Below are 16,055 nucleotides of genomic sequence, written 5' to 3'. Positions count from 1 at the left end.
GGGTCGGCGTATCAAGATTTCGGGGGCTCAGTGGGATGAGAGTAACGTCCCACAAGTCTTGAAGCATCGGTGTGCCTACCTCAACGGGCAATTTTCAACTTGAGTCTTACAAAACTGAGATGCACTCTGTATTATTGCCGTCAAATGTTGTTCAAAAACGGCAAATACCTTAAAAACGCGGAACTGGACAAAATAATGAAAACCAACGTCCACTTTAAAGCGATGAGGTCTGCCTGCGCCCAACAGACGTTACACGGAGTTATTGAATCTTTCAAGTCTTACAAAGCCCTCAAGAAACTGTACGACAAAGGGCAGTTAACAAATAAGCCTAGAGTCCCAAAGTATCGCAAAAAGGGAGGTCTAGCTGTAGTTAGCTATCCTGCTCGATGGGTAAAACGCTGTCTAGGTCAACTAAAATTCACCTTAGGGAAACAAATCAAAATCTGGTTCGGGATTGACCATTTTCTGCTACCCATGCCATCCAATATTGACTTCCAATTAATCAAAGAGTATCGATTTGTCCCAAGAAATGGCTGTTTTTATCTGGAATTTGTATATGAAAGACCAAGCCCCGATCCGGTGTTGTCAACCGACAATGTCTTAGGTGTTGATCCAGGTCTCAATAACTGGTTGACTTGCGTTTCCAATATAGGGAAGTCATTCATTGTAGATGGCAGGAAAGTTAAGTCACAAAACCAGTGGTACAACAAGCGTGTAGCTGCGATCAAAAAAGGGAAACCTCAGGGCTATTGGGATGATCGGTTGGCCTCATTGACTGAAAAGCGCAACAGGCAAATGCGCGATAATGTAAATAAAGTCGCTAGATTCATTGTGAACTGGTGCAAAAGAAACCAAGTCAGCACAATCGTGTTTGGCTGGAACAAGCGTAATAAAGATCGTATTAATATTGGCAAAAAGAACAATCAGCAGTTCGTTCAAATCCCTACTGCTAAATTAAAAAATAGGATAGAACAACTGTGCATTGAGTACGGTATTAAATTTGTTGAGACCGAGGAAAGTTACACCAGCAAAGCTAGTTTTTTAGATCGTGACTTCCTACCTGTGCTCGGCGCGAAACCTGTTCGCGTAGCGTGCGCCAAAGCGCAGGGGTGGGCAGCAAGCGGAAAAAGAGTAAAGCGTGGACAATATCTGTCAAGTAAAGGTAATTTGATTAACGCCGATTGCAATGGGGCTGGTAACATCCTCAGAAAAGTAGAGACACAGCTAGGGTTTCCCCTAGCCGAGGTCTGTAGAGCAGTTTTGAACCTGCCACAACGATACAGATTAGACTCTTTATCTAAATCGTATCGTGAAGCAACTTCACGGAGCGCGGTTTTAACCCGCGAAGTGAAATCAGCTTAGAATCCCTGTGTTTTCAAACCAGGGAGAGTTCAATATCGACCTTACCTTAGTGTTACCTATGCCAAATTGCTCTCTGAGAATTCTCTAGAGTTACATTTAGTCAAATCTTTAACTCCAGAACAACTAGAGGAATCCTTTGGCAGTGAAGCTCCCGAAAGTATCATACCACAACTTGCCATTGAGCCAATACCGAAGCGTTCAGAAACGGTTTTAGACCAAATTAAACGAACTGGCACCATAAAAGTTGGTATTAGAAAAGATGCTGCTCCTTTCGGCTACATTGATGCCAACGGAGAGTGGAAAGGGTATTGCTTTGACCTACTCAATTCCTTAAAAGACAAAGTTGCACAACAACTCAATAAACCCATAGAACTAGACGTTGTTGCCATTCAATCAACCTTATAAAATCGCTTTGCTATTGTCCGAGATGAAGCTGTACATTTGGAGTGTGGCCCTAATACGATTAGGAGTGAGATTGATGGAATAAAATTTTCAACACCATTTTTTATTACTGGCACACACTTTTTAGTCGATTCTAAACAACCGAGAGTCTTCAATCGTTACGAAAGCCTTGACAGTTTAAAAATTGGAGTACTTCCTAGTAGCCTCACAGAAAGATTTATTGACCAAACCTATCCTAATGCTCAAAAAATAGTTTTTCCTGGAGACATAGGTAGGTCTCAAGGAGTCAAAGCATTAGTCAATAGGGATATTGATGCCTTTGCCAGCGATGGCATTTTATTAATTGGAGAAGTAGCCAGACAAGGACTCTCCTCATCCCAGTACACCTTATCTCCAGCTCAGCCACTGACCTGTGATTTCTATGGCATGATTCTCCCTAAGCATGATCCGCAATGGCAACGTATTGTCAACTCCTTGATTGAAGGGGAAAAAGCTAAAGAAATTTGGGGGGGATGGTTTACAAATTTGTTTCCCTATGTTTTATTAAATCTAGAGTATTGTATTGATAAGTAAAATGTAAGCCATTAGCTAAGCATTCAGTCGTCAGCGGTCAGCGGTCAGCCTTCGCGTAGCGTGGCCAAATATCTTTGCCTGATAGCACCTCAAGTAGCGTGAGCTTTTAGCTGACGGCACCTCAAGTAGCACCTCAAGTAGCGCATATGCTTACGACTAAATTACAGACAACCTTGCTGAGATACTGTACCATCTGGCATAGTCGCATTACACAAATTAGCCCCAGTCAAATTAGCCCCAGTTAAATTAGCCCCCGTTAAGTTAGCCTCTGTTAAATTAGCCTCTGTTAAATTAGCCCCACTTAGATTAGCATTTTGTAAGTCAGCATAGCTTAATTTGGTTCTATACAAATAGCTATTACTTAAATCAGAGCTAGCCAGGCTCGCACCGGTTAAATCCCCTAAACTTAATGTGGCTCCTTTTAAATTAGCCTCATATAAGAGAACCACAGGAGCAAAAACCTTATCTAATTTAGCATTTTCCAATGTAGCCGATGTTAAGTCAGCATCAAATAAACGAGCAGCTACTAAATTAGCATTTGTCAGGATGGCTCGTTGTAAATTAGCGAGAGTTAAATCTGCTCCCTGGAGATTCGCATTGGTCAGATCAGAACTTACTTCTTCGGTCGCCCGTCGTTGGTAAGATTGAAGTTTAGGGTTCAGTAGAATACTATTTAGATAAGCCCCTGATAAATTAGCCCCTCTTAAATTAATACTTCTCCAATTACAGTTACTAAAATTACCAAAGCTCAAATCACGACCACTTAAGTCATTGCCTAGAACGCAATTGGAAAAAGTGTTCGATTGGGCTTGAACTGGCAACCCTAGACAACCGAGAAATAACAGAGAATAAACTAGAGTTGAAGACACTAGAGTTATCGTTTTAAGCACCATAATCATATTGAGTAGTTAGGGTTGAATCTTGATAACATCAATTAATACAGAGTCAAATCTATAGCCATCCCTGTCGGAGTTGTGAGAGTAGTCAGTTGGAGCAACGGATGGTTAACGGATGTAACCAATGGAAGTATGGAAAAATAGAGAAGTCTCGCAAGATGGCGAAGAGGTTATCCAGAGTAACACGGATTTCTCTGAGGTTTGACTTCGGATTGATATAATAGTATACAGTAATTTCGATGTGACAGTAGTATTGATCGGAACGTCGCACCAGGGAATAGGACACAAGTAGAGTTTTTGAGCTAAATTGTACACTCGTCAACAGTAATTGACCATGAATCCAACTCGCCAACTAATCCAAAACATTTTCAAATGGATAGTAGCCTCTGTCCTAATCCTGAGTCTCTTCGGATGTGCCGCCCTTCTAGACCAGTTAGGAATCGGGAATTACACTGTCAAACGGGTATCTGACGGGGATACCATTCTCGTCGCTGACAGGTTTGGCAAGGATGTCAAAGTTCGGTTTGCCTGTATCGACGCTCCAGAAATTGCCCATTCCAAAAAAGAGAAGCAAAGCCGCAAATTGGTAGACAAAAGTCAATTCAAATGGGGAAATAAAGCCAAGGAGCGACTTCAGGAACTGGTTAAACAAAGCGATAATCAGGTGGTTTTGACCGTTACTGATACTGACCGCTATGGGCGCAGCGTCAGTGAAGTACGCTTAACCGATGGCACCTTTGTCCAGGAAGTCCTAGTTAAAGAAGGACTAGCACAGGTATATCGCCCCTATCTGAAAGATTGCCCCAGTGCGGAAATGGTCGATAGTGCTGAAGCCAATGCCAAACGATATCGGCGAGGGTTGTGGCGAGACCCTAAGTTTGTTCCAGCTTGGGAATATCGTAGTTTAGCAAAAACTAAATCCTCCTCCTCCTGAGTCGGAGAGTTTTTAGTCCTGTGAGTCTTTAGTTCTTAGTAGCTAGCCAATAGCTGTTTAACAGTCTATTGGTAGTTACCACTAACGAAGGAGTAATTTGGTCATAAATGTTGCAAAATGTTAAGTAAGTCCAGACATTGATCAAAACTAAAATTTAAAACTAATGGTACTCTTCGGATTTAAGAAAAAGCTGACTGTGCCTACTGCTGAGGAAGCCTTACCGGGACGCTCAGAACTCATGCCAGTACCCGAGCGTCACTACGTCAACGGCAATCCTCTCAAACCCCCTTACCCTGATGGATTGGAAATGGCGATGTTTGGCATGGGATGTTTTTGGGGAGCAGAACGCCGATTCTGGCAACAGGAGGGAGTGTTCACTACCGCAGTAGGTTACGCTGCTGGAATTACCCCTAACCCTACTTATCAAGAGGTCTGTACAGGCATGACCGGCCACAATGAAGTGGTGCTGGTGGTATTTGACCCAAACGTAATCAGTTACGAAGCACTCTTGAAAGTCTTCTGGGAAAGCCACAATCCCACCCAAGGCATGCGCCAAGGCAATGATACTGGTACTCAGTACCGTTCAGGAATTTATACCTATTCTGAAGACCAAAAGAAGCTAGCCGAAGCCTCACAAAACGCTTTTCAGCAAGCCCTGAAGGTCGCCGGTTATGGTAATATTACCACAGAAATTATAGATGCTCCTGAGTTTTATTACGCAGAGGGCTATCACCAGCAGTACCTGGCTAAAAATCCTAATGGGTATTGTGGTTTAGGTGGCACAAATGTGAATTGCCCTGCAATTTCATAAGTCATCACTGCTGTGGTTAACAGTAATTAGTCATTGGTCATTTGTAAGTACCAAGAGACTTTGGTGGGTGACAAATGACTAATGACTAAATGCAGCAATTTAGTTTTCTGAGGCTAACTGATGCAACAGGGATGGGGGACTGTATGAGGAACAACAAAATGAATCATAAGCTAAAAACGTTGACTATAGGTTTTATAGTCGGTTTAGGATTAATCATTATTCCTAATTTACTATCCCCTTTCCTGTTTAATCCTCCAGTTTCAGCGTCATCTGCCCAGGAAAAGATTGAACGAGTAGAACTAATAGATAATCTTGGGAATTATCATTACCCTATTTCCACTACCTCAGACTTAGCTCAAAAGTATTTTGATCAAGGTTTAATTCTTGCCTACGCTTTTAATCATGCTGAAGCTGCTCGTGCTTTTAAAGAAGCAAGTAGGCTAGATCCTAATTGTGCCATGTGCTACTGGGGATTAGCTTATGTTCAAGGACCAAATATCAATGCACCAATGGCAGATGAACAAGTATCAGAGGCTTGGCAAGCAATTCAACAAGCGATCGCACTAAGTAACAAGGCATCTCCAAAGGAACAGGCTTATATTAAAGCTTTAGCACAGCGTTATTCGGAACAACCAATGGCAGATCGTTCCTCCCTTGATCTAGCTTATGCTCAGGCAATGAAGCAGGTTGTTCAAGATTATCCTGATGATTTAGATGTCGCAACTCTATACGCAGAATCCCTAATGGATACCATGCCTTGGGACTATTGGCAAGATAATGGGGAACTCAAACCAGAAGCCAAGCCAATTTTAGCAACATTAGAATCAGTTTTAGAAAGAAATCCTAAGCATCCGGGAGCTACTCACTTCTATATCCATGCCACTGAGAAAGAACAACCCAAATTAGCCATAGAAGCTGCTGATAATCTCCGCAATCTCGTTCCCGCTTCAGGACATTTAGTCCATATGCCCTCTCACATCTATATTCGAGTCGGACGTTACCAAGATGCTGTTATTGCTAATCAAAAAGCAGTTATGGCGGATCGTAACTATCTGGCATCCCCCCATCCTCAAAGTATTTATACTATTGGTTATGTTCCTCATAACTACCATTTCCTCTGGTTTGCAGCGGTAATGAGTGGACAAAGTGAAATAGCAATGGAAGCAGCACAACAAACAGCAGCAGTTGATTCAAGTCTGATTGGTAATCCAAGTTTATCTGGTATAATACAACATTTTTATGTTGTTCCACTTTATACAGAAGTGCGCTTTGGAAAATGGGATAAAATCCTAGAAACACCTGCACCAACAACTGATATGAAATATGCTACGGGTGTTTGGCATTATGCTAGAGGTATGGCTTTCACGTCTCAAGGTAAGAAAGAAGAAGCTAATCAAGAATTAGCTAAATTACAAGCTTTAATGGCTGATCCTGATTTAGAAGAATTGAAAATCTGGAGTTTTAATTCTACTGCTAGTGTTCTTAAAATTGCCGTTGAAGTCTTAACCGGTTCAATTGCTACTCTTGAGCAAGATTACACGACAGCAACTAGTCACTTAAAAAATGCTATTGCTCTAGAAGATAAGCTGGTTTATACTGAACCACCAGATTGGTATTCTCCTACCCGTAATTTGCTAGGCACAATCCTGCTACAAGGCAATCAGCCAGAGCAAGCAGAACAAGCTTTTCGTGATGATTTAGATATTTATCCCGAAAATGGTTGGTCATTACATGGTTTAGCAAAAAGTTTGCAAGCACAAGGAAAAACAGCAGAAGCAGAAACTATACAACAGCAATATCAACAAGCGTGGCAATATGCTGATATTGCTAAATAACCATAAAATAACCTCAGTTCCATTGCCTCAACTAGAAAGCTTCTCTAATAAATCCTTTAGCACTGGTGGTAACTTGCGCATAATCTTACCCTGCTCTCGGTCAACGGCTACTAGAATCACACGACCGGTTACGTAAAGTTCTTTGCCATCATGGGATTGAATTTTATAATTCCAGTTCATACGGACACCTTTCATTTCGGCGATGCCTGTCTTGACAACTACTGCTGTGCCCATTGGCATTGCCCGGTGATACCGTAAAGAAAGTTCTACTACTGGTAAATCGCATCCTAGCCTGACGAGATCACTATAATCCATACCCATCGAGCGTAAGTACTCCACCCTCGCTTCTTCCATCCAGCGAATGTAGGTACCATGCCAGACTATACCAGCATAGTCAGTGTGGTGGGGATGGACTCGCACTGGATAGTCAAACCATTTTGCCGTGGTGGCGGTTAGCTCATGGCTTTCCATGGTACTACCCAGCTCTATTTGAGCTGAGGTTTGGGGTGTTTCTGACATGGATCAATTTAATCGTTACTGGTATTTCACTAACTTTATAACCATAGCCAGATCAAAGTAGGCGATCGCGTCCGTGTCAAAGAGTCAATCAGTGTTTACCATCATCCTACTGATTGTAATCAGACCCTATCCTTATATCATGTCGGGATAATTACCCTTAAGAAAAATCTCCCTATCTCCCTATCTCCCAATCTCCCCACATTCCCCTCCTGGGAGGGGTTAGGGGTGGGTCCCACCCTCTCCTTAATTATGGGTATTCAACCTGACATGATATTAACCCTGTGTTGGGAGGGTTAGGAGTAACCTGGTCAGGATTTGCTAACCAAGCTGATCACCTGCTGAAAGCGATCGCACTCGGTCCCATTCAGGGTATCTGCTCATTGGTCGCCATGGTTTCTTCTGATGCTACGAGTAGGGTGCATTACTGACGCACCCTACGTTTTAGGCACTTTTCCGGCTTTTTATGCCAAGTCTGACCAGAGCTTTTTTTTTAGTTTTGTAAAGATTAGACAATCCACTGCGTAAAACTTGGATGGGCTTCAGAAATGTAAGTAGAGGTTGAATTCGAGTCAGCCAATGACCGAAACACCTCAGTATTAACATTACAAACTTCAAGGTTCAAACCAGGAGACTGATCATGTTTCGTAGTAAAGTAGCGATCTCGTCTGTAGTTCTATCTTTGGGTGTAATCAGTCACTGTCTACTCGACCCGAGTAAATTATGAAATTCTGGATGATGACGGCAGTGTAATTGGCACCAGCTCCATGTACACCAATCCCCCTAACCTCAGTGCTGGAGAAAGTGCTACTTTCGAGACGGAAATGTGGGGTGGTCGGGAATTAAAAACCACATCCGTTGACTGGGATCGTAAACCGACTCCATGATTTCGATATCAATTCACGCTTTTGAGGCACAAATTGCTGAGCAACTGAACCTAAGTATTTGGTCTTTAACTGAATTATTACCACTGAAACCCACATAATAATGTTATCAATAAATTGAAAATTGAAAGTTTTAAATTAATAACTAACAATTAACTATAGCGGTTTGCATAACTATCAGGTACACAGGATTGTTTTCCCTGTTCCCTGCTCCCTGTTCCCTGCTCCAGAAAAACCCATAACTATGTACTTAAAAAATCGCAAACCGCTATAAAAATTAACTAACAATTAACTAACAATTAACGATTTACCTGACTACGAAGTGATTAACAGTCGGAGATATTATACTCAGATTTGAGTGAACAATCAACCCACCCCTTGAGCGTAAGCAGAAGGGGTGGGTTTTTCTTGACTTTAATTACAATAGTAAGAGAGTAGCCAAAAAATAAAATACCAGTTTTTAGCTTGTAGGGTGGGCAACAACAGCTTGTTTCTTTTGATTATTCTAAATTATATTACTTTGCCCACCCTACTTTAATTGGTATTTTTTTTACACGCAAGTTCCATTAGCTAGCTGCTGACTATCCTAGACGTAGTAGGAGAAGTTGAGATCTGGAACCGTATCGATAACGACAATCTGACCAAGTGAGTCATTCTCGATCGTCCACAGGCCATTTTGTCCAGTGACAGAATTACGGAAGAAGAAATCATCAATACCATCTCGGTTAGCGTCATAGGCACCACGGAATTCCCAAGGACCGTCTGCTGGTCGGGCATCGATCAGCACTGGCTCCTGGAAAACAGTACCATCAAGCTCCCAGTAGGCAAACTGTTGGGTATTCATATTTTGCCAGATAGCATCTGCGTCACCATCGTCATCCATGTCTCCAGCCGCAACTAACTGCCAGGGATCATTAGGTGATATTATTATCTTGTTAAGATTGGTATCCGTAATAAAGGTAGCATTCTGAAATCCGTTTTGATCTATCTCCCAAACAGCAATTTCTCCGCTGGATGTGTTGTACCAGAAAATTTCTTCTGCACCATCACGGTTAACATCTCCGGTGCCACGGATTTCCCAGTTGAGGTCTGATCCTGGTTGACCTGCTGGTGCCTGAGTAATTATTGCATCCTGGAACTCGGAGCGTTCCATGTTCCAAACCCCAACAGCGCCAGTCATCTTATTACGCCACAGAGGATTCCTGATACCATCCCCTAAATCTATAACACCACGGGCTTCAAATCCAGCGTTCTCTGGTACCAACACCTCCTGACCACTTTGATCTGTAATGAACGCTGTCGTCTCAACGCTAGTGCCCTGGCCATTTAGAGTCCACAAAGCAACTTGTGCATTGACAGGATTATGCCAGAACAGATCCACACTGGGGGCTCGGGTAATTTCAATGGCATCAACTCGCCCTCGCTCGAAATTCAATTCAGGATTATTGCTATCTGCCAGTACCGAGATTTGTATTTCATCCCCTGGAGCAAGGTCTATGTTTTGAAAAAGGGGTTTATTTGGATTATCCTCAGCACTTAGGGTGCCGCTTGAATTGCCACCCCTCAGAGGGACATAATTCCTTGGCTCAGCTGTTGGATCAGGTGTATTTGCAGGTATGTTTAGATTAAAAACATATGTACCAACTTCCTGTCCATTAACACTAAATGTCAGTGGAGATTCCCCATCCTCTTCGTCAAAGTAGGCAATACGAATATCATACTTACCAGCCGGTCCATCCTGTGCTGTCCATGTAAATGTCAGCACACCGGGTTCTCCTTGCGGGTTATCAAAGTTTGAGATCTCGACGGCTCGACCCCCTGAAGCAACGAGATCAATATTGTTGAAACCGGTTATGCCGTAGTTTTGTCGCGTAACGCGAGTGCCTTCTGCTTCAATCAGAACCATAAGATAGTTTTTTCCCAAAAGTTAGTTATCTGTGTTTACACTGGTTGGCTTTTCTTTTCAGTCCTGATGCACCAAAAAATTTTTAATTACTCCATCCCAACTAACTAAGTTATGGGATGTGTCACTTACAAAAGCGATGCAGAGGTGCGACCCGTGGCGAATTTAATTACGGGTCAAACGCACCATTACGGTCTTGGGGAGGCAGTGCGGTCTTGGGGGTCTCCCCCACTCGCGGTCTGCCGTGGTTTCCCCCATGAGCGACTGCATCAAGACACTGGAATTACTCAACGTCCCTGCCATGAGATGAGATAAGAGTCTGTGCACTTTATATGTGAACTTTTGGGGAAAAATTTAATCATGCTTATCGATGTATCTAGGGTACAGTAACTTTCTAGATACATGTTTTTAGATACCTATTTCTAGATATATCGATAAGGGTAAAACACCCCCTTTAATAGTTCAAAGATGCCCTGCTCAAATTTATCCAGTGAAACTGGATAAATTTTTTGAAGCCTTTTCTAGATTTTGACTGGCTAACGATACCCTGATAAAATTCCAACCCTAAGAGATGACCTAGTCAAAAAATTAGTTTTGTTCCAGGCTTCATATTTTTTTTTTGGCGTTTTGACTGAAAAAAAATCCTACCACTAGTATAAATGCCATAAAATTCCGTAATTGTCACTATGGAATTAGATATTTTAATTAAAATTTAATAAATATTTATTAAATTTTTACTGAGTTGGTACTAAGCAAAAACTAATTATTATATAACATCAGTGAGCTAAGAATTATGAATGAGTAATTTTCCCCTGCCTCAGAGCAGTTAGGGGTTATACCAAATCCGGGTTAAAGAATTACCTTTTTCATTCAGTCCCTCTTTCATTCAGTCATTGAGGTGTGCACACAAGTTTTTGCCCCAATCAATTTACTGTGGTGCAAAATTTGAGATTAGTAATAAAATTAACTAATTTACCTGGGGGGGTGACATGCAAGCTGAAATCCTTACTGGGTAATAATTTCAGCCCATAAGTTACTTAGCGATGCAGAGGTGCGACCCGTGGCGAATTTAATTCGCCACGGGTCGCACCTAAAAGATACATTCTGTTTTGGGCGCGACCTTGGACTATGTTATAAGGGTTTGAGCTTGCCATTAAATGAAAGGAGGGTTAATTTGGGACTGTATCTTCCCTGAGCTCATTGGCATCAAAGCCTTATATACTAAGCTTTTTAGGGCTCATGTCACCCCCTCAGCTAATTTACAATAAATAATGTTCAAATGTAGCCAGCTAGGTCTTGACTTGACGAAATCTCCAAAAAGCATCTATGGAAATCAGCTCAATCAAAGAATCATCAAAATTTTTCTGACGATTAGATGCGTTTGCCCTAAAACTCGGAGATATTAGACTCAGATTGAAGTGAACAAACAGCCCACCCCTTCTGCTTACGCTCAAGGGGTGGGTTTTTCTTGACTTTAATTACAACAGTAAAGCTAGCTGCTGACTATCCTAAACGTAGAAGGAGAAGTTAGTATCTTCGACCGGAGTGATCCCGACAATATTATCATCACTCACTGAGTTATTCTCGATCATCCAGATGCCATTGTCTCCAGTCATGGAATTACGGAAGAAGAAATCATCAATACCATCGTTGTTAGCGTCATAGGCACCACGGAATTCCCAATCACCGTCTGCTGGTCGGGAATTGATCAGCACTGACTCCTGGTAAACAGTACCATCAAGACCATCAAGCTCCCAGTAGGCAAACTGTTTGGTAGTCATATTTTGCCAGATAGCATCTGCGTCACCATCGCCATCCATGTCTCCAGCCGCAACTAACTGCCAGGGATCATTAGGTGATATGGTCATATGCTGATTATTGCTATCCGTAATAAACCTAGCATTCTGAAACCCGGTTTCATCTATCTCCGAAACAGCAATTTCTCCAGTAGATGTGTTGTACCAGAAGATTTCTTCTCCACCACCACCGTTAACATCTCCCGTGCCACGGATTTCCCAGTCGAGGTTTGATCCTGGGCCATCTGCTGGTGGGTCAATAGTTATTGCCTCCTGCAACTCGGAGCCTTCCATCTTCCAAATGGCAACACCGCCGGTTTCGGTATTACGCCACAGAGGACTCCTGCTACCATCGCCTAAATCCACAACACCACGGGCTTCAAATCCAGTGTTCTCTGGTACCAACAACTCTTGACCACTTTGATCGGTAATGAACGCTGCGGTCTCGACGCTAGTGCCCTGTTGATTTAGAGTCCACACACCAACTTGTCCACTGACAGGATTATGCCAGAACAGATCCAAACTGGGGATAATCTCTTCAGCTGGGGTAATTTCAGCTGGGGTAATTTCAATGGCATCAAGTCGCCCTAGCTCGAAAGTTGCGTTACCATTTTCGTCGGTAAAGTTACCATTGCTATCTGCCAGTACCGAGATTTCTATTTCATCCCCTGGAACAAGGTCTACGCCCTTAAAAATGGCATTTGGATTAGCCTGAGCAGTTAGTGTGCTACTGGAATTGGCACCGCTCAGAGGGACATAATTCCTTGGCTCAGCTGTAATCCCAGGTAAGTTTAGATTATAAACATATGTACCAACTTCCTGTCCGTTGACACTAAATGTCAGTTCAGATTCCCCATCCACTTCGTCAAAGTAGGCAATACTAATATCGTATTTACCAGCAGCTCCATCCTCTGCTGTCCATTCAAATCTAAGCACACCGGGTTCTCCAACCGGGTCATTAAAGTTTGAAATCTGGACGGCTTGACCGCCTGAAGCAACGTTCTTAATAATTGTATCGTAGTTTATTCGCGTTACGCGATCGCTTTCAGCTTCAATCAGAACCATAAGATAGTTTTCTCCCAAAAGTTATCTGTGTTTACAGTGGTTGGCTTTTATTTTCCGTCGTAATGCACCAAAAAATTTTTAATTATTCCATCCCAACTTAGTAAGTCACGGGATGTGTAACTAAACTGGCATTACTCAATGTCCCTAGGATGAGATGAGATAAGAGTCTGTGCACTTTATCTGTGAACTTTTGGGGCAAATTTAATCATGTTTATCGATGTATCTAGACTACAGTACCTTTCTAGATACATGTTTCTAGATATATGGATAAGGGGAAAACACCCTCTTTAATAGTTCAAAGATGCCCTGCTCAAATTTATCCAGTTTCACTGGATAAATTTTTTGAAGCCTTTTCTAGAGTTTGACTGGCTAACCATTCCCTGATCAAATCTCATCCCTAAAAGATGACCTAGTCAAAAAAGTAGTTTGGTTCTAGGCTTCAGATTTTTTTTTGCGTTTTGACTTAAAAAAAATCCTACCATTAGTATAAATGGCATAAAAATCCGTAAATGTCACTATCAGTCACTATCAAAATAGGGATTTTCATGGAAATTTCATAAAAATTTATAAAATTTTTACTTACTTGGTACTGATCAAAAACTAATTATTATATAACATCAATCAGCTAATAATTATGAATGAGGAATTTTACCGTGCCTCAGAGCAGTTAGTGGGTAAGCTATCAGCTATCAGCTAATGGGCTACCTCCCAGCGTCGAAGCCTGTGCCACGCACGCTACTTGAGGTGTTTTGAATAAAAGAGGTAAGCATTCGAATAATGCTGAGTTACGGAAAGCTGAAAAGGTTAACATAAGGGTATTTAATATCAGTTTAAAAATTCACTAATGTACAATAAATAATGTTCAAAAGTAAATCTCAAAACCTAGCCAGCTAGGTCTTTATTGGACGAAATCTCCAAAAACCATCTGTGGAAATGAGCTAAATGAAACAATGATGAAAATTTTTATAGGAATAAAAATCTGTTGCTCTTGAAATCTAGGCTATCCACTATTACCGAGACAGTTACTCATTGGTAACGGCTAATGGGTAATAGGTAACTGGTCGGGGTTTGACCTATTACCTATTACCTATTACCTATTACCTATTACCTATTACCTTACCTATTACCCGTGTTCCTTTCTTTACCTCAGGTAATTACAGTGGGAACCTCCCGCTCTGTAAACTTCCGAATCTGGGCAATCTCATGAGCAAGGGAAATCAGTGGTTCCAATGCTTGTTGAGTATCCACGTCATGCTTAGTGGAATCTGGCTCATAGCTCTCTAAATAGAGCCGTAGGGTTGCCCCTTTTGTGCCAGTACCAGATAGGCGGAATACAATCCGAGAGCCATCAGTAAAGCCAATCCGAATCCCCTGCTTTTGGCTGACGCTCCCATCTACTGGGTCTGTGTAACTAAAGTCATCACCATACTCTACCTGGTAAGAGCCAAATTGTTGTCCTTTCAGGTCTGGGACACTTGAACGCAAACGCTCCATCAGTTCCTGAGCTCGTGCCCCATCTACCTCTTCATAGTCATGGCGGGAATAGAAATTACGACCATAGGTTTGCCAGTGGCTACGGACAATCTGCTCCACTGATTCACCCCGCACTGCCAGGATATTGAGCCAGAATAGCACTGCCCAAAGCCCATCTTTTTCCCGTACATGGTTAGAACCAGTGCCGAAACTTTCTTCACCGCACAAAGTGGCTTTACCTGCATCCAATAAATTGCCAAAAAACTTCCAACCTGTTGGGGTTTCATAGCAATCAATACCTAACTGAGCCGCCACTCGGTCTACAGCAGCACTGGTGGGCATGGAACGGGCTACCCCTGCTAAACCTTGACTATAACCAGGTACCAGATGGGCATTGGCGGTTAACACAGCTATGCTATCACTGGGGGTAACGAAGAACGAGCTTCCCAGGATCATATTGCGATCGCCATCTCCATCGGAAGCAGCCCCAAAGTCCGGGGCATTATCACCATAGAGAATATCCACCAAGTCCTTAGCATAGACTAAATTGGGGTCAGGATGACCACCGCCAAAATCTTCTAACGGTATACCATTAAGTACAGTACCTTCTGGTGCCCCTAGGCGTTGTTCAAAAATAGCATGGGCATAGGGACCAGTTACCGCATGTAATGAATCCATACACATGCGGAATTTCCCAGAGGTTAGTAGCTGGTGAATGCGGTCAAAGTCAAATAGGGACTCCATCAATTGAGTATAAGGCTCAACTGGGTCAATCACTTCAACGCTCAAGGTTCCCAGAGTAAATGCACCTGGTCGGTCTAGATTCACATCCGCAGCGTCTAGGATTTTGTAACTATCGATGACTTTACTCCGAGCATAGATAGCTTCCGTCACCTTTTCTGGTGCTGGTCCACCATTACTGGTGTTATACTTGACACCGAAGTCACCCTTTGGACCCCCAGGATTGTGGCTAGCCGAGAGGATAATGCCACCTAATGCCTTATGCTTGCGAATAACACAAGATGCTGCTGGGGTAGACAGAATACCACCACAACCGACTAACAACCGACCTAACCCATTGGCGGCTGCCATTTTGAGAATGGTCTGAATTGCTTGCCGATTGTAGTAGCGACCATCACCCCCTACAACTAGGGTTTGACCTTCACAGCCTTCTAGGGAGTCAAAGATAGACTGGATAAAGTTTTCTAGGTAATGGGGCTCCTGAAAAACGGTGACCGACTTACGGAGTCCGGAAGTACCGGGCTTTTGGTCTGTAAAGGGCTTAGTAGAGACAGTGCGTATGTTCATTACAAGCTAGCTACAGGTTTTACTGCTAATTCTTTATTGTTAACTGTTACCTGTTCATTGTTAATGAAAAATTCAAAAGTCTTTGATAAATGACTCGTGAATTTAGTGATCCCTGGTCTAGCAAAGCACGAACGCACTATCAATCCTTACCTACGCACATTTTTGTTTATCCCACTTTCCGCAGGTAGGGATCACATGCAGATAATTTTCCTACCCCCTTTGAGCACGAAATCAAGCCAAGAGGTAATATTTACGGCAAGGAGCACCCAAGAACTGAAGAATCCACAATCGTTCAGA

The 16,055-nt window shown here is 42.5% G+C and carries 14 protein-coding genes and 1 pseudogene; 9 read left to right on the top strand and 6 right to left on the bottom strand.

What is annotated here, in order from left to right; genetic code table 11:
• Nucleotides 1-144 precede the first annotated feature (144 nt).
• From F6K51_RS31670 to F6K51_RS38695, 3 genes are all read left to right on the top strand, one after another.
• The gene (locus F6K51_RS31670; RefSeq protein ID WP_293028177.1) at nucleotides 145-1,362 is read left to right on the top strand and encodes a transposase; all 1,218 of its coding nucleotides are present in this window, start codon (nucleotides 145-147) and stop codon (nucleotides 1,360-1,362) included.
• Between the two features lie 66 nt (nucleotides 1,363-1,428).
• Complete coding sequence (locus tag F6K51_RS38700) at nucleotides 1,429-1,767, top strand: hypothetical protein (RefSeq protein ID WP_364300928.1); 339 nt, start codon at nucleotides 1,429-1,431, stop codon at nucleotides 1,765-1,767.
• 36 nt (nucleotides 1,768-1,803) lie between these two features.
• On the top strand, nucleotides 1,804-2,337 hold the full coding sequence (locus F6K51_RS38695; RefSeq protein ID WP_364300925.1) for a transporter substrate-binding domain-containing protein: 534 nt from the start codon (nucleotides 1,804-1,806) through the stop codon (nucleotides 2,335-2,337).
• Nucleotides 2,338-2,498: 161 nt separating this feature from the next.
• On the opposite strand, the gene F6K51_RS31660 is transcribed toward F6K51_RS38695, so the two are convergent.
• Complete coding sequence (locus F6K51_RS31660; protein WP_293028174.1) at nucleotides 2,499-3,230, bottom strand: pentapeptide repeat-containing protein; 732 nt, start codon at nucleotides 3,228-3,230, stop codon at nucleotides 2,499-2,501.
• Nucleotides 3,231-3,321: 91 nt separating this feature from the next.
• The gene (locus F6K51_RS31655) at nucleotides 3,322-3,555 is read right to left on the bottom strand and encodes a hypothetical protein (RefSeq protein WP_293028172.1); all 234 of its coding nucleotides are present in this window, start codon (nucleotides 3,553-3,555) and stop codon (nucleotides 3,322-3,324) included.
• A gap of 12 nt (nucleotides 3,556-3,567) precedes the next feature.
• Between F6K51_RS31655 and F6K51_RS31650 the strand changes: the two genes are divergently transcribed.
• The 3 genes from F6K51_RS31650 to F6K51_RS31640 all read left to right on the top strand — a co-directional run bounded on the left by F6K51_RS31650 (nucleotide 3,568) and on the right by F6K51_RS31640 (nucleotide 6,813).
• Nucleotides 3,568-4,167: a thermonuclease family protein gene (locus F6K51_RS31650; RefSeq protein ID WP_293028170.1), complete on the top strand. Its 600-nt coding sequence runs from the start codon at nucleotides 3,568-3,570 to the stop codon at nucleotides 4,165-4,167.
• Between the two features lie 163 nt (nucleotides 4,168-4,330).
• Nucleotides 4,331-4,978, top strand: a complete 648-nt coding sequence (gene msrA, locus F6K51_RS31645) for a peptide-methionine (S)-S-oxide reductase MsrA (RefSeq protein ID WP_293028168.1) — start codon at nucleotides 4,331-4,333, stop codon at nucleotides 4,976-4,978.
• Nucleotides 4,979-5,136: 158 nt separating this feature from the next.
• A complete protein-coding gene (locus tag F6K51_RS31640; protein ID WP_293028166.1) occupies nucleotides 5,137-6,813 on the top strand; it encodes a hypothetical protein in 1,677 nt (558 codons plus the stop codon).
• Between the two features lie 27 nt (nucleotides 6,814-6,840).
• On the opposite strand, the gene F6K51_RS31635 is transcribed toward F6K51_RS31640, so the two are convergent.
• Nucleotides 6,841-7,332, bottom strand: a complete 492-nt coding sequence (locus tag F6K51_RS31635; protein WP_293028164.1) for a thioesterase family protein — start codon at nucleotides 7,330-7,332, stop codon at nucleotides 6,841-6,843.
• A 51-nt stretch (nucleotides 7,333-7,383) separates the two neighbouring features.
• On the opposite strand from F6K51_RS31635, the gene F6K51_RS38690 reads away from it, so the two are divergent.
• Together F6K51_RS38690 and F6K51_RS31630 are read left to right on the top strand one after the other, a co-directional pair.
• Entirely contained in the window at nucleotides 7,384-7,629 is a 246-nt protein-coding gene (locus tag F6K51_RS38690) for a ferredoxin-thioredoxin reductase variable chain (RefSeq protein ID WP_364301172.1), read from the top strand.
• Between the two features lie 413 nt (nucleotides 7,630-8,042).
• Nucleotides 8,043-8,216: pseudogene (locus F6K51_RS31630) on the top strand (FxLYD domain-containing protein); the annotation flags it as partial.
• Nucleotides 8,217-8,799: 583 nt separating this feature from the next.
• On the opposite strand, the gene F6K51_RS31625 reads toward F6K51_RS31630, so the two are convergent.
• On the bottom strand, nucleotides 8,800-10,119 hold the full coding sequence (locus F6K51_RS31625) for an FG-GAP-like repeat-containing protein (protein WP_293028162.1): 1,320 nt from the start codon (nucleotides 10,117-10,119) through the stop codon (nucleotides 8,800-8,802).
• A 111-nt stretch (nucleotides 10,120-10,230) separates the two neighbouring features.
• On the opposite strand from F6K51_RS31625, the gene F6K51_RS31620 reads away from it, so the two are divergent.
• Nucleotides 10,231-10,431, top strand: a complete 201-nt coding sequence (locus F6K51_RS31620) for a hypothetical protein (protein ID WP_293028160.1) — start codon at nucleotides 10,231-10,233, stop codon at nucleotides 10,429-10,431.
• Between the two features lie 1,193 nt (nucleotides 10,432-11,624).
• Here F6K51_RS31620 and F6K51_RS31615 read toward each other — a convergent pair.
• Together F6K51_RS31615 and F6K51_RS31610 are read right to left on the bottom strand one after the other, a co-directional pair.
• Entirely contained in the window at nucleotides 11,625-12,977 is a 1,353-nt protein-coding gene (locus F6K51_RS31615; RefSeq protein WP_293028158.1) for a hypothetical protein, read from the bottom strand.
• A gap of 1,146 nt (nucleotides 12,978-14,123) precedes the next feature.
• The gene (locus F6K51_RS31610) at nucleotides 14,124-15,758 is read right to left on the bottom strand and encodes an alpha-D-glucose phosphate-specific phosphoglucomutase (protein WP_293028156.1); all 1,635 of its coding nucleotides are present in this window, start codon (nucleotides 15,756-15,758) and stop codon (nucleotides 14,124-14,126) included.
• Between the last annotated feature and the right edge of the window lie 297 nt (nucleotides 15,759-16,055).

Origin of the sequence: Moorena sp. SIO3I8 (assembly GCF_010692325.1) — a bacterium.
Classification (GTDB): Bacteria; Cyanobacteriota; Cyanobacteriia; order Cyanobacteriales; family Coleofasciculaceae; genus Moorena.
Note: the sequence above shows the minus strand (reverse complement) of the source record. Positions and strands in the feature narration are given on the sequence as shown.